At 56.6% G+C, this 12,965-nt stretch carries 13 protein-coding genes; 7 read left to right on the top strand and 6 right to left on the bottom strand.

From position 1 onward, the window contains the following. Positions 1–30: 30 nt before the first annotated feature. Positions 31–1,050: an erythrose-4-phosphate dehydrogenase gene (gene epd, locus FND52_RS10375; protein ID WP_125293243.1), complete on the bottom strand. Its 1,020-nt coding sequence runs from the start codon at positions 1,048–1,050 to the stop codon at positions 31–33. A gap of 380 nt (positions 1,051–1,430) precedes the next feature. Here epd and FND52_RS10380 point away from each other — a divergent pair, with 380 nt between their 5' ends. The 5 genes from FND52_RS10380 to FND52_RS10400 are packed head-to-tail and all read left to right on the top strand — an operon-like array spanning position 1,431 to position 4,515. Then, complete coding sequence (locus FND52_RS10380) at positions 1,431–1,868, top strand: PPC domain-containing DNA-binding protein (protein ID WP_144130726.1); 438 nt, start codon at positions 1,431–1,433, stop codon at positions 1,866–1,868. Between the two features lie 19 nt (positions 1,869–1,887). After that, entirely contained in the window at positions 1,888–2,466 is a 579-nt protein-coding gene (locus FND52_RS10385; protein ID WP_125293241.1) for an ECF transporter S component, read from the top strand. Beyond that, a complete protein-coding gene (locus FND52_RS10390; RefSeq protein WP_125293240.1) occupies positions 2,466–3,173 on the top strand; it encodes an energy-coupling factor transporter transmembrane component T in 708 nt (235 codons plus the stop codon). Before FND52_RS10385 ends, FND52_RS10390 begins: the two co-directional genes overlap by 1 nt. Further along, on the top strand, positions 3,161–3,838 hold the full coding sequence (locus FND52_RS10395) for an ABC transporter ATP-binding protein (protein ID WP_144130727.1): 678 nt from the start codon (positions 3,161–3,163) through the stop codon (positions 3,836–3,838). Before FND52_RS10390 ends, FND52_RS10395 begins: the two co-directional genes overlap by 13 nt. After that, a complete protein-coding gene (locus FND52_RS10400; RefSeq protein WP_144130728.1) occupies positions 3,832–4,515 on the top strand; it encodes an energy-coupling factor ABC transporter ATP-binding protein in 684 nt (227 codons plus the stop codon). The genes FND52_RS10395 and FND52_RS10400 overlap by 7 nt, the downstream gene beginning before the upstream one ends. 43 nt (positions 4,516–4,558) lie before the next feature. Here FND52_RS10400 and tkt read toward each other — a convergent pair whose 3' ends face one another. Then, positions 4,559–6,550, bottom strand: a complete 1,992-nt coding sequence (tkt, locus tag FND52_RS10405) for a transketolase (protein ID WP_144130729.1) — start codon at positions 6,548–6,550, stop codon at positions 4,559–4,561. A 288-nt stretch (positions 6,551–6,838) separates the two neighbouring features. Here tkt and loiP point away from each other — a divergent pair, with 288 nt between their 5' ends. Beyond that, positions 6,839–7,597 carry a metalloprotease LoiP gene (loiP, locus tag FND52_RS10410; protein WP_125293236.1) on the top strand — a complete coding sequence of 253 codons (759 nt, stop codon included), beginning with the start codon at positions 6,839–6,841 and terminating at the stop codon, positions 7,595–7,597. Positions 7,598–7,646: 49 nt separating this feature from the next. On the opposite strand, the gene speB is transcribed toward loiP, so the two are convergent. The 4 genes from speB to FND52_RS22095 form a co-directional block, all read right to left on the bottom strand. Then, positions 7,647–8,567, bottom strand: coding sequence for an agmatinase (gene speB / locus FND52_RS10415; protein ID WP_144130730.1), 921 nt, complete (start codon positions 8,565–8,567; stop codon positions 7,647–7,649). A gap of 174 nt (positions 8,568–8,741) precedes the next feature. Then, positions 8,742–10,718 (bottom strand): biosynthetic arginine decarboxylase, encoded by a 1,977-nt coding sequence (gene speA, locus FND52_RS10420; protein ID WP_144130731.1) that lies wholly within the window; start codon positions 10,716–10,718, stop codon positions 8,742–8,744. Beyond that, complete coding sequence (gene yqgB, locus FND52_RS22090; protein ID WP_376739505.1) at positions 10,711–11,025, bottom strand: acid stress response protein YqgB; 315 nt, start codon at positions 11,023–11,025, stop codon at positions 10,711–10,713. Before yqgB ends, speA begins: the two co-directional genes overlap by 8 nt. After that, positions 10,980–11,114 (bottom strand): hypothetical protein, encoded by a 135-nt coding sequence (locus FND52_RS22095; protein ID WP_419901054.1) that lies wholly within the window; start codon positions 11,112–11,114, stop codon positions 10,980–10,982. Before FND52_RS22095 ends, yqgB begins: the two co-directional genes overlap by 46 nt. 495 nt (positions 11,115–11,609) lie before the next feature. On the opposite strand from FND52_RS22095, the gene metK reads away from it, so the two are divergent. Further along, a complete protein-coding gene (metK, locus tag FND52_RS10430) occupies positions 11,610–12,764 on the top strand; it encodes a methionine adenosyltransferase (RefSeq protein WP_125293231.1) in 1,155 nt (384 codons plus the stop codon). The last annotated feature ends 201 nt before the right edge of the window (positions 12,765–12,965 follow it).

Here is a 12,965-nt window from a genome sequence, read left to right on the forward strand (position 1 = left end):
TCTTAAAGTTTTGCAGGCACAAATTGCGCCTTACCGGAAACCTTGAGCGGCCATCGCTAACGTCGTGTCGAGCATTCGGTTAGCAAAGCCCCATTCATTATCACACCAGACCAGGGTTTTGATCAGATGCGAACCGCTGACCCGCGTTTGAGTGCCATCGATAATGGCGCTGTGCGGATCGTGGTTAAAATCACTTGAGACCAACGGTAACTCCGTATAGTCAACTATACCACGAAATGTCTCTCGCGCCGCTTTTTGCAGCAACCCGTTGACTTCACAGGCTTTAACCGCTTTGTTCACCGTCACGCTTAAATCGATAGCGGTGACGTTTATGGTCGGCACACGCACGGCAATGGCCTCAAAACGGTCGTTAAATTTGGGAAAAATACGCGTAATCCCCGCCGCCAGGCGCGTATCCACCGGAATAATCGACTGGCTGGCCGCCCGCGTACGACGTAAATCAGAATGCCAGGAATCGATAACTTGTTGATCGTTCATGGCCGAATGAATCGTCGTCACGGTTCCGGAATCAATATCAAAGGCTTCATCAAGCAGCTTGATCACCGGAATAATACAGTTGGTGGTGCATGAAGCGTTGGAGACAATGCGATGCTCCGCCCGTAGCGCGTCATGATTGACGCCGTACACCACTGTAGCATCTAAATCATTGCCGCCGGGGTGGGAGAAAAGTACCTTTTTCGCCCCCGCCGCCAGATGGGCTTCGCCATCAGCGCGCGATCCGTACACCCCGGTACAATCCAGCACCACATCAATACCCAGCTCACGCCAGGGCAAATTCTCAATGTCACCTTGATGAAGAAGCCGGATGACGTCATCACCAATCCAGAGTTGTTCACATTCCTGGCGAACATCCCAGGAAAAGCGTCCGTGCGTGGTGTCGTACTTTAACAAGTGCGCCATGCCCTGGGCATCGGCCAACTCGTTGATCGCCACCAGTGTGATTTCCGCACGACGCCCGGATTCGTATAACGCGCGAACCACGTTGCGCCCAATGCGCCCGAACCCGTTTACCGCAATGCGTAGTGTCATAGATCCCCTGCAAGACATTCCAGGTGAAAGAAGTGGCTGACAGGGTAATGCAGCGACGTCACCAGGGGAATGCTTGCCGACCATAAACCTAAGCTAATCGTTTATTTGTCGAGCGAAATACAAACTGAAACGCTTCAGCTAGGATAAGCGAAACGCGGAATAAAAGATATTCATCAGGCGTGAACAAAAACTGATATCTGATCCACATCACACTTTCCTGCAAATCTGACCGGCAAATTATTCCAATAGCAGAATTATCGCCAGGCTTTGCCGAATTCCTTATTTGCACTGCATCCCGTTTCCTGATTTATATCAGCAATTCGTTTCTTGCGTCCCTATATTATCAGCCTCACGTCCGAGTCTCGGAGTAACCCTAACCCATGTCAAAAACAACTCTTTCATCTTTACCCGCCTCCGGGGCGCGTTTTTACGCGTTACGCCTGCTGCCCGGCGACGAGGTGCTAAGCCAGTTACGCACCTTTATCCAACAACACCAACTCTCCGCCGCCTGGATTGCTGGCTGCACCGGCAGCATGACCGATGTTGCGCTGCGCTATGCGGGCCGCGACGAAACCACGCTGCTGCGCGGCACCTGGGAGGTTATCTCGCTTAGCGGGACGCTGGAACTCACCGGCGAGCATTTACATCTCTCCATTTCCGATCCACAGGGTGCCATGCTCGGCGGCCATATGATGCCCGGCTGCACGGTTCGCACCACGCTGGAAATCATTATTGGCGAGCTAACGGCACTTACCTTTAGCCGCCAGCCCTGCGAAGTCTCCGGTTACGAAGAACTGGTCGTTAATCCCCGTTACTAATCTGACAAGAGGTCATTTTATGGCTCAGCGCCAATTTTCCAGCCAGACTCTGGCTCTTATCGTTATCGCTATCGCGATTAACATGATCGGCGGGCAATTAATCAGCATGCTGAAGCTGCCTATTTTCCTCGACTCCATCGGCACCCTGATCAGCGCCGTGCTGCTTGGGCCGTTAATCGGCATGCTGACCGGGCTTATCACAAACCTGATTTGGGGACTGCTCACCGACCCGATTGCCGCCGCCTTCGCGCCAGTCGCGATGGTGATTGGCCTGGTGGCCGGCTGGCTGGCGAAAGCAGGCTGGTTCCGCACCTTGCCAAAAGTGATCGTCAGCGGCGTGATCATTACCCTCGCCGTAACCGTGGTGGCGGTGCCGCTGCGTACCGCGCTGTTTGCAGGCGTGACCGGCAGCGGCGCTGACCTGTTCGTCGCCTGGATGCACTCTATGGGGCAGAATCTGGTCGAATCCGTTGCAGTCACGGTACTGGGCGCAAACCTGGTGGATAAAATCCTGACGGCGGTGATTGTCTGGATCCTGCTGCGCCAGCTTCCTCTGCGCACCACCCGCCACTTCCCCACCATGTCGGCTGTGCGGTAATGCACCCGTTTACTTCGTTAACGCTGTGGGCGTGGGCGGCTTGCGCCACGCTGCTGCTTCCCCCTGGCCTGATTCTGGCGATTTACAGCGCCACGGCGTTTCTGTTACTCCTGCTGTTCAGGGCGACCCGCCCCAGAGCGCGTTATGTCGCCTGGCTGATGTTTTCGCTGGGTGCGGGTTTGTGGCTGGTACATGGCGGCTGGCTTACCGAGTGGATCAGCGGCCAGCCGCGCGATCCGCAGCGCTGGGCGCACGCGATAACGCTGTGGCTGCGCATTCTGGCGATTGTCTCTACGTCGCAGCTGTGGATGGGTTTTGTTCCGGCGCGCCAGTTTACCCGCGCCCTGTTCGCCAGCCGTCTGCCGCCGGGTATTGCCTACGTGTTTGCCGGGCCGCTGCTGGTGGTGGAACAACTTAAGCGCCAGCTCACCAGCATTAACGAGGCGCAACGCGCGCGCGGCGTGCCGCTGGATGGCCGCTGGCACCAGCGCCTGCGCGCTATCCCCGCGCTGATCGTGCCGTTGACCCACAATGCATTAAACGATTTGGCGGTCCGCGGCGCGGCGCTGGACATGCGCGGTTTCCGTCTGCACTCGCGGCGCACCACGCTTTGGGCACCTGCGGATAGCGCCCTGCAACGCGTTGCGCGCTACGGACTGATTGCGTTGATGTTTGCGCAAACGGGGGCCTGGCTATGGTTACGCTAGACGATTTTTGCTATCGCCCGCGCCACGCCACGCAACGCTCGGGCAGGCTCAATTTCCATTATTCCCTGCCGGGAATGGTGGCGATATTCGGCGGCAACGGCAGCGGCAAAAGCACCCTTGCGCAGCTGCTGGCCGGGTGGTATCCCGATTTTCTGCCTGGAGAAATCAGCGGCAAAGGCCAGTTGCTCGGCCAGCCGATCGGTCTGAACTCGCTCGTCGAGCAGTCGCAGACCATTCAACTGGTGCAACAGGCTCCTGCCCTGCAACTTTCCGGCTGTACCTTTAGCGTGGAAGAGGAAGTGGCGTTCGGCCCGGAAAACCTTTGTCTGAGCGAACACGCGATCCTGCAACGCGTCGATGAGGCATTAACGCTTACCGATTGCCAGGGATTGCGCCATCGGCACCCGGCGACGCTGTCCGGGGGTGAATCCCAGCGGGTGGTGATCGCCAGCGCGCTGGCGATGCAGCCTCGCGTGTTACTGCTTGATGAAGCATTCAGCCGCTTAACGCCGCAGGCAACCCGGCGGCTGTTGACGGTGCTTGCAGCATGGGCGCAGCAACGCCAGGCGCTGATTGTGCTGTTTGAACGCAACCCCCAGCCGGTTATCGACTACTGCCAGGCGGCATGGCAACTGAAGGCAGGAGAGCTCACGCCGCTATGTTGAAGATAAACCAGATTGATTTTTCGTGGCCGAAAGCAGCGCAGCCCTGTCTTAACGCGCTGTCGCTAGCGGTTTCTCCCCAGGAAAGCGTGGCGCTGATTGGCGATAACGGCGCGGGGAAATCCACCCTGTTGCGACTGATGGCGGGATTACTGCAACCGACCCGGGGCGAGATCCAGATACAAAACCAACCGCTGGCGAAACTGAAAGCGCAGCAGCGCGCCAGGCTTATCGGCGTGCTGTTTCAGGAAGCGGAACATCAGATCCTGCACAGCGAAGTGTATGCCGAAGTGGCGTTCGGCTTGCGGTTGCAAAAACGGCCTGAAGCCGAGATCCGCCAGCGTACCGACGCGGCCCTGGCGCTGTGCGGGCTGGAAGAGGTGGCGCAGGCGCATCCGCTGGATCTGCACGTTGCGCAACGCCGGATGGTGGCGGTCGCCAGCCTGGAAGCGATGGCACCGCCGTTGATTCTGCTGGATGAACCGAGCCGGGATTTCGACGCGCACTGGCTGGCTTTGTTCGAGCGCTGGCTGGCAGGCTGCAAACAGCGCGGCGATACCATCATCGCCATCAGCCATGATTACGATTTTACCCGCCGCCACTTTCCGCGCGTAATACAGCTCAGCGAGGGGCGCATCAGCAAGGACGGCAGTCCGGAACAGCTGTTGGTTAACGCATAAAAAAAAGGGCCGCATCAGCGGCCCTCACTTTTACTGTGGCGAATTACAGAATCGCTTTCGCCTGTTTCACCACGTTTTCTACGGTGAAGCCGAACTCTTCAAACAGCTGCTCTGCCGGTGCAGACTCACCGAAGGTGGTCATACCGACAACCGCGCCGTTCAGGCCGACGTATTTGTACCAGTAGTCAGCGATACCCGCTTCTACCGCTACGCGTGCAGCAACCGCTTTCGGCAGCACGGATTCACGGTATGCCGCATCCTGCTTCTCAAACGCATCGGTAGACGGCATGGAAACCACGCGCGCTTTGATGCCTTCTGCTGACAGTTGATCCCACGCCGCCACAGCCAGTTCAACTTCGGAACCGGTGGCAATCAGGATCAGCTGCGGCTGGCCGTCGCAATCTTTCAGCACGTAACCGCCGCGAGCGATATCCGCCAGCTGCTGCTCGGTACGCTCTTGCTGTGCCAGGTTCTGACGGGAGAGGATCAGCGCGGTCGGGCCGTCCTGACGCTCAACGCCGTATTTCCACGCTACCGCGGATTCCACCTGGTCACACGGACGCCATGTGGACATGTTCGGGGTGACGCGCAGGGAAGCGGTCTGCTCTACCGGCTGGTGGGTCGGGCCGTCTTCGCCCAGACCGATGGAGTCGTGGGTGTAAACCATCACCTGACGCTGTTTCATCAGCGCAGCCATACGCACCGCGTTACGGGCGTATTCCACAAACATCAGGAAGGTGGAAGTGTACGGCAGGAAGCCGCCGTGCAGGGCGATACCGTTAGCGATAGCGGTCATACCGAATTCGCGCACGCCGTAGTGAATGTAGTTGCCTGCTGCGTCTTCGTTAATCGCTTTCGAGCCGGACCAGATCGTCAGGTTAGACGGGGCCAGGTCAGCGGAGCCGCCGAGGAATTCCGGCAACAGCGGGCCAAAGGCTTCGATGGCGTTCTGGGATGCTTTACGGCTGGCGATTTTCGCCGGGTTAGCCTGCAGCTTAGCGATGAATTCGTTGGCTTTCGCGTCGAAGTCAGCCGGCATTTCGCCTTTCATACGACGGGTAAACTCAGCAGCCTGCTCCGGGAAGGCTTTCGCGTAGGCAGCGAATTTCTCATTCCAGGCGGATTCTTTGGCTGCGCCTGCTTCTTTCGCATCCCACTGCGCATAGATCTCAGACGGGATTTCAAAGGCAGCGTGTTTCCAGCCCAACGCTTCGCGGGTCAGCGCCACTTCTGCGTCGCCCAGCGGCGCGCCGTGGGAGTCGTGCGTACCGGCTTTGTTCGGAGAACCGAAGCCGATAACGGTTTTGCACATCAGCAGGGACGGCTTGTCGGTCACGGCACGGGCTTCTTCCACGGCGCGCTTGATTGCGTCCGCGTCATGGCCGTCCACGCCGCGTACCACGTGCCAGCCGTAGGCTTCAAAGCGTTTGGCGGTATCGTCGGTAAACCAGCCTTCCACGTGACCGTCGATGGAGATACCGTTGTCGTCATAGAACGCTACCAGCTTGCCGAGCTTCAGGGTACCGGCCAGGGAGCACACCTCGTGGGAGATGCCTTCCATCATGCAGCCATCGCCCATAAACGCCCAGGTGAAGTGGTCGACAATGTCGTGACCCGGGCGGTTGAACTGCGCCGCCAGCGTTTTTTCGGCGATAGCCATGCCCACGGCGTTAGCGATGCCCTGGCCCAGCGGACCGGTGGTGGTTTCCACGCCAGCGGTGTAGCCCACTTCCGGGTGGCCCGGGGTTTTCGAGTGCAGCTGGCGGAAGTTTTTCAGCTCGTCAATCGGCAGGTCATAGCCGGTGAGGTGCAGCAGGCTGTAAATCAGCATTGAGCCGTGGCCGTTGGACAGCACAAAGCGGTCGCGGTCAGCCCAGGCCGGGTTGTTGGGGTTATGGTTCAGGAAATCACGCCACAGGACTTCGGCAATGTCAGCCATGCCCATCGGGGCGCCCGGGTGACCGGATTTGGCTTTCTGTACTGCGTCCATGCTTAGCGCACGAATAGCATTGGCAAGCTCTTTACGAGAGGACATTTTGACTCCAGATCGGATAGTTAAAGGACAAAGCGTGTTAACGACTTGACGATGGCTCGTTATGGGCTACGCCCGGAAAAATTGAACCACAATGTAACCCAAGCCGCTTTCCATGTACATGCTATGTACATGGAGCATCCTTTTGCCGCTTAAGAAATCTCTGGATCCTTCTCGCAGCTTGCGCAAGCTTCTCGCCCAGACCCTCAGCACTTCTTTATACTGAGTGTTACCGGCACGTTAATGTGCTAAACAAAAACTGATTACGACACTTTTAGCGGAAGCCTACACATGAAGATGCGCGCGATATTGCCAGGCCTGGTTGCCGTTGCTCTGCTGAGCGGTTGCCAGAATATGGACTCCAACGGCTTGCTCACCTCCGGCGCCGAGGCGTTTCAGGCGTATACCTTAAGCGATGCGCAGGTCAAAACGCTCAGCGATGAAGCCTGTAAAGAGATGGACAGCAAGGCGACGATTGCGCCAGCGGGAAGCCAGTACGCTCAGCGTCTGAATACCATTGCCTCCGCGCTGGGCGATAACATCAACGGCCAGCCGGTAAACTATAAGGTTTACATGGCGAAAGACGTCAACGCCTTCGCCATGGCGAACGGCTGTATCCGCGTTTACAGCGGATTGATGGACATGATGAACGACAACGAAGTCGAAGCGGTCATCGGCCATGAAATGGGCCACGTGGCGCTGGGGCACGTCAAAAAAGGGATGCAGGTGGCGCTGGGTACTAACGCCGCGCGCGTTGCCGCTGCTTCTGCGGGCGGCGTGATCGGCAGCCTGTCGCAGTCGCAGCTTGGCGATTTGGGCGAGAAACTGGTGAACGCACAGTTCTCCCAGCGCCAGGAATCGGAAGCGGATGACTATTCTTACGATCTGCTGCGCAAACGCGGGATCAACCCTATCGGGCTGGCAACCAGTTTCGAGAAGCTCCAGACGCTGGAAGCGGGCCGCCAAAGCTCGATGTTTGACGACCACCCGGCTTCCGCCGAACGCGCCCAGCATATTCGCGATCGCATGAAAGCGGATGGGATTAAGTAATAAAAAAGCGCCGAGAGGCGCTTTTTTTATCGCAGGCAAACCCGCCAGATTACTCGCCTTTCTTGGCAGCCTGAATATACAGCATCTCCAGCGCTAAGGTTGCCGCTGCCAGCGCGGTGATTTCAGACTGGTCGTAAGCCGGAGCCACTTCTACTACGTCCATACCCACGATGTTCAGATCCTTCAGGCCGCGCACCAGCTTGATGGCGCGATCGGAAGTCAGACCGCCGATCACCGGGGTGCCGGTGCCCGGTGCGAATGCCGGATCCAGGCAGTCGATGTCGAAGGTCAGGTAAACCGGCAGATCGCCAACGATCTGCTTAACCTGGGCGATGATATCGTCCACGCCGCGATCGTTCACCTGGCAGGCGTCCAGTACGGTGAAGCCGTTATCTTTATCGAATTCGGTGCGGATGCCGATTTGCACCGAATGGTTTGGATCGATCAGGCCTTCGTTTGGCGCGGTGTAGAACATGGTGCCGTGGTCGAACTCGCAGCCGTTAGCATAGGTATCGGTGTGCGCATCAAAGTGTACCAGCGCCATTTTGCCGAAGTGCTTCGCATGAGCGCGTAGCAGCGGCAGAGTCACGAAGTGGTCGCCACCGAAAGAGAGCATACGTTTACCGGCAGCCAGCAGTTTCTCCGCATGGGCCTGCAGTTTTTCGCTCATTTCACGGGCATCGCCGAAGGCGTAAACCAGATCGCCGCAGTCCACCACGTTCAGGCGCTCGCGCATGTCGAAGTTCCACGGAAAGCGGTTGTGTTCCCAGGCGAGGTTAGTGGAGACCTGGCGGATCGCCGCCGGACCGTGACGGCCACCGGCGCGGCCAGAGGTCGCCATATCGAAAGGTACGCCGGTGATCACCCAGTCAGCGTCGCTGTCGTAGGGCTGGAAATTCATTGGTAAACGCAAAAAACCAAAGGCGTTGGATACCAGAGAGTTATCGTATTGATGGCCTAAGGTGCTCATTGATATGACCTCTTTCGTAAAGTCGATGTAAAAAAAATCCCCTCCGCGTCGTTAAGCCCGACGAGGAAGGGATTGATTAGAGTCAGTTTGCTGGCGCGAATTATCGCCGTGTTTGATGCCGGGTTCAAGCGTCTGCATGCCCATCAGTATAGCCAGGCAGACGCAGCCGGGTAGTTACTCGTCTTCCAGGTAAGTGTACCCGTAAAGACCGGCTTCAAACTCTTCGAGGAACTGCTGTTGCAGCGCATCGTCCAGATCGGTGTTTTTCACCTGATCGCGGAACTGGGTCAGCAGCGTACCCGGATCGAGCTGCACGTATTGCAGCATATCCGCCACGGTATCCCCTTCGTCGGACAGCTCCACTTCGACGCTGCCATCAGGGAATACAAACACGTCAACCGCTTCGGTATCGCCGAACAGGTTGTGCATGTTGCCAAGAATTTCCTGATACGCGCCCACCATAAAGAAGCCCAGCATCGGCGGGTTCTCCGGGTCGTACTCCGGCATCGGCATGGTGGTGGCAATCCCGTCGCCGTCGATATAGTGATCGATGGCACCGTCAGAGTCACAGGTGATATCCAGCAGCACCGCGCGACGTTCCGGGATCTGGTTCAGCCCTTCCAGCGGCATCACCGGGAACAGCTGGTCGATACCCCAGGCATCCGGCATCGACTGGAACAGGGAGAAGTTGATGTACATCTTGTCCGCCATACGTTCCTGCAATTCGTCGATTATCGGACGATGGGCGCGGTTGCTCGGATCAAGCTGTTTCTGCACTTCATGACACATGCTCAGGTAGAGCTGCTCCGCCCACGCGCGCTCCTGCAGGCTAAACGCGCCAGAGGAATAGCCCACGTGAATGTCATGCAGGTCCATCTGGCTGTCGTGCAGCCATTCGCGCAGCGAGCGGCGGGTGCCCGGCTCGTGCATCTCCTGCCAGGTTTCCCACATGCTTTGCAGCGCGCGCGCCGCGTCTTCAGCAGGCGCGGTGGGCACGGTGTATTCGTTGCGCTCAACGCCGATGATATTGGATACCAGCACGGTATGGTGCGCGGTGACTGCGCGGCCAGACTCGGTGATCACCGTCGGGTGCGGCAGTCCGTTTTCTTCACAGGCATCGCCAATCGCCCAAATGATGTTGTTGGCGTATTCGTTCAGACCGTAGTTCACCGAGCAGTCAGACTGCGAACGGGTGCCTTCATAGTCCACGCCCAGACCACCGCCCACGTCGAAGCACTGGATATTCACGCCCAGCTTATGCAGTTCAACGTAGAAACGCGCCGATTCACGTACGCCGGTAGCGATGTCGCGAATATTGGCCATCTGCGAGCCGAGGTGGAAATGCAGCAGTTGCAGGCTGTCGAGGCGGCCCGCTTCGCGCAGCATCTCAACCAGTTGCAGCACCTGGGTCGCCGCCAGGCCGAATTTTGATTTTTCGCCGCCGGAGGACTGCCATTTGCCAGAGCCCTGGGACGCCAGACGGGCACGCACGCCCAGACGCGGCACCACGTTCAGCCGCTCGGCCTCTTCCAGCACGATGCGGATTTCCGACATTTTCTCGATAACCAGATAGACCTTGTGGCCCATCTTTTCACCAATTAATGCCAGACGAATGTACTCACGGTCTTTATAGCCGTTACAGACGATAACGGAACGCGTCATGCCCGCATGGGCCAGCACGGCCATCAGCTCCGCTTTAGAGCCTGCTTCCAGGCCCAGCGGTTCGCCAGAGTGGATCAGCGTTTCGATGACGCGACGATGCTGGTTAACCTTAATCGGGTACACCAGGAAATAGTCGCCGTTATAGCCATAGGATTCGCGCGCGCGTTTAAACGCGGCATTAATAGAACGCAGGCGGTGCTGCAAAATCTGCGGGAAGCAGAATAACGCAGGCAAGCGCTGACCTTGCGCTTCACGGGCTTTCACCAGTTTGGCGAGATCCACGCGGGCTTCCGGGACGTCGGGATCCGGGCAGACGCTGATATGGCCCAGTTCGTTGACGTCATAGTAATTATTGCCCCACCAGGCAATGTTGTAGGTGCGCAGCATTTTACTGGCTTCCTGAGAACTCATTGCAACCTCCTGCATGGAACGTAGTACACCCTGTTCGCCTGCTGACGAAGGCGAAAACGAATACATGTCGTCAGACATAGCGAACCTCAAACTCTGTTGGAAGTGTATACCCGATACCGTCGGGCATAGCGAAGTTGACTACTATCGCAGCGTTAAAATGCGATAACAACCCATAAACAGCCGGACCTGGCAGCATAGTACGCTGACCGCCCCGCTGTGCGACCGGTTTCATATTCATATCATTGTAAAACACGTATCCGAACGCTGTATGACAGGTTCGACGAAACCACGAGAAAACCCTTGCTGAGCAAGAGCGCCCTTGTTCAGTTATCGCAAGCCTTAACCGGCCCGGGAATCCTGAGAAGCGCCGAGATGGGTAGAACATCGGCAGGTTTGCAAAAAAGGGATGCAGGTTGAGAGGGACAACAGTACACCAGAACGGTGTGACAGATTCTGCAGATTACTCCGATTCATTATTTCGTATCACCTCCACGCCAGCCTTTAGGGGCAAGCGACAAGCAAAGCTAATGGTTAATGCTCAACCCGGCTGGAAGTGGCGACACGAACAATCGTCGTGCGCTTTTTTTCACCCTTCGCTGCAAAAGCGAAAATGGAGAAGCCGCGCGCGCCGTTTTATACCGACAACAGGGGGTAAATGCAAAATAAAAATCGCGTGATTGACGCCGATGTCAGGAAATATTGCCATTTCCACCGTTTCGCCTGTTTAACGCCGGGTAAAAATCGCTGGAAAAGGGATGAATAAATGACCTAGAATAGCCGTCCAGATGTTAATCCATCTATATACCCATTGTGCTTCAGGATACTTTGCACAAGGCGAAACCGCCCGGTAAGAGAAAAAGAGGATTAACACTCATCGCCTGTATTGCCTGCAAGCCGCTGCCAGAAGGCAGGTAAGTGCTTTTAATACAATACGTTGAGTCAACATATTAATACCGAGTTTAAACGAATATGGCTAAACACCTTTTTACATCCGAGTCTGTATCAGAAGGGCATCCCGATAAAATCGCTGACCAGATCTCCGATGCAGTCCTTGACGCAATCCTGGAACAAGATCCGAAAGCGCGCGTGGCCTGCGAAACTTATGTGAAAACCGGCATGGTTTTAGTGGGCGGTGAAATCACCACCAGCGCATGGGTTGATATCGAAGAGATCACCCGCAACACGGTCCGCGAAATCGGCTACGTGCATTCTGATATGGGCTTTGATGCCAACTCCTGCGCGGTGTTAAGTGCAATTGGCAAACAGTCTCCGGACATCAACCAGGGCGTTGACCGCACCGATCCGCTGGAACAAGGCGCGGGCGACCAGGGCCTGATGTTTGGTTATGCCACCAACGAAACCGACGTGCTGATGCCAGCGCCGGTCACCTATGCACACCGTCTGGTGCAGCGCCAGGCTGAAGTACGCAAAAACGGCGCCCTGCCGTGGTTGCGTCCGGATGCGAAAAGCCAGGTCACTTTCCAGTACGACAACAACAAAATCGTCGGTATCGATGCCGTTGTTCTGTCTACCCAGCACGCGGAAGACATCGACCAGAAATCGCTGCACGAAGCGGTGATGGAAGAGATCATCAAGCCGGTTCTGCCTGCGGAATGGCTGAGCGAAACCACCAAATACTTCATCAACCCAACCGGTCGTTTCGTGATCGGCGGCCCGATGGGCGACTGCGGTCTGACCGGGCGTAAAATCATCGTTGATACCTACGGCGGCATGGCTCGTCACGGCGGCGGCGCGTTCTCGGGTAAGGATCCGTCAAAAGTTGACCGTTCCGCAGCTTACGCGGCGCGTTATGTAGCGAAAAACATCGTTGCGGCCGGCCTGGCTGACCGTTGTGAAATTCAGGTTTCCTACGCGATTGGCGTGGCTGAACCGACCTCCATCATGGTGGAAACCTTTGGCACCGAGAAAATCGCCACCGAGCAGCTGACTCTGCTGGTTCGCGAGTTCTTCGACCTGCGTCCGTATGGTCTGATCCAGATGCTGGATCTGCTGCACCCGATCTACAAAGAGACCGCGGCATACGGTCACTTTGGTCGCGAGCATTTCCCGTGGGAAAAAACCGACAAAGCCGCGCTGCTGCGTGACGCTGCCGGTCTGAAATAAGTTACCCGCAATCTTTGAAGGCCAGCCTCGTGCTGGCCTTTTTTATTTCCGTTATTCACTTGTCCTGTGAGAACGATTACAGCGGCTTTCATACACACTATTTTAGGAATTTTCTTTTAGTGTCTGGTTAAAATGATAGTAGTTACATTAATTTCAGTTTTATCTTAAACATTATGTTTATAACTCTTTCCAATTAAATTA

This window comes from Atlantibacter subterraneus, from assembly GCF_007570865.1.
GTDB classification, from domain to species: domain Bacteria; phylum Pseudomonadota; class Gammaproteobacteria; order Enterobacterales; family Enterobacteriaceae; genus Atlantibacter; species Atlantibacter subterraneus.

Bases quoted from the DNA above. Each gene is read 5' to 3' on its own strand.
- loiP (WP_125293236.1), top strand. From the start codon at position 6,839: ATGAAGATGCGCGCGATATTGCCAGGCCTGGTTGCCGTTGCTCTGCTG.
- FND52_RS22095 (WP_419901054.1), bottom strand. From the start codon at position 11,114: ATGAATCGGAGTAATCTGCAGAATCTGTCACACCGTTCTGGTGTACTG.
- speB (WP_144130730.1), bottom strand. From the start codon at position 8,567: ATGAGCACCTTAGGCCATCAATACGATAACTCTCTGGTATCCAACGCC.
- FND52_RS10395 (WP_144130727.1), top strand. From the start codon at position 3,161: ATGGTTACGCTAGACGATTTTTGCTATCGCCCGCGCCACGCCACGCAA.
- epd (WP_125293243.1), bottom strand. From the start codon at position 1,050: ATGACACTACGCATTGCGGTAAACGGGTTCGGGCGCATTGGGCGCAAC.
- yqgB (WP_376739505.1), bottom strand. From the start codon at position 11,025: ATGTTCTACCCATCTCGGCGCTTCTCAGGATTCCCGGGCCGGTTAAGG.
- FND52_RS10385 (WP_125293241.1), top strand. From the start codon at position 1,888: ATGGCTCAGCGCCAATTTTCCAGCCAGACTCTGGCTCTTATCGTTATC.
- speA (WP_144130731.1), bottom strand. From the start codon at position 10,718: ATGTCTGACGACATGTATTCGTTTTCGCCTTCGTCAGCAGGCGAACAG.
- tkt (WP_144130729.1), bottom strand. From the start codon at position 6,550: ATGTCCTCTCGTAAAGAGCTTGCCAATGCTATTCGTGCGCTAAGCATG.
- metK (WP_125293231.1), top strand. From the start codon at position 11,610: ATGGCTAAACACCTTTTTACATCCGAGTCTGTATCAGAAGGGCATCCC.
- FND52_RS10380 (WP_144130726.1), top strand. From the start codon at position 1,431: ATGTCAAAAACAACTCTTTCATCTTTACCCGCCTCCGGGGCGCGTTTT.
- FND52_RS10390 (WP_125293240.1), top strand. From the start codon at position 2,466: ATGCACCCGTTTACTTCGTTAACGCTGTGGGCGTGGGCGGCTTGCGCC.
- FND52_RS10400 (WP_144130728.1), top strand. From the start codon at position 3,832: ATGTTGAAGATAAACCAGATTGATTTTTCGTGGCCGAAAGCAGCGCAG.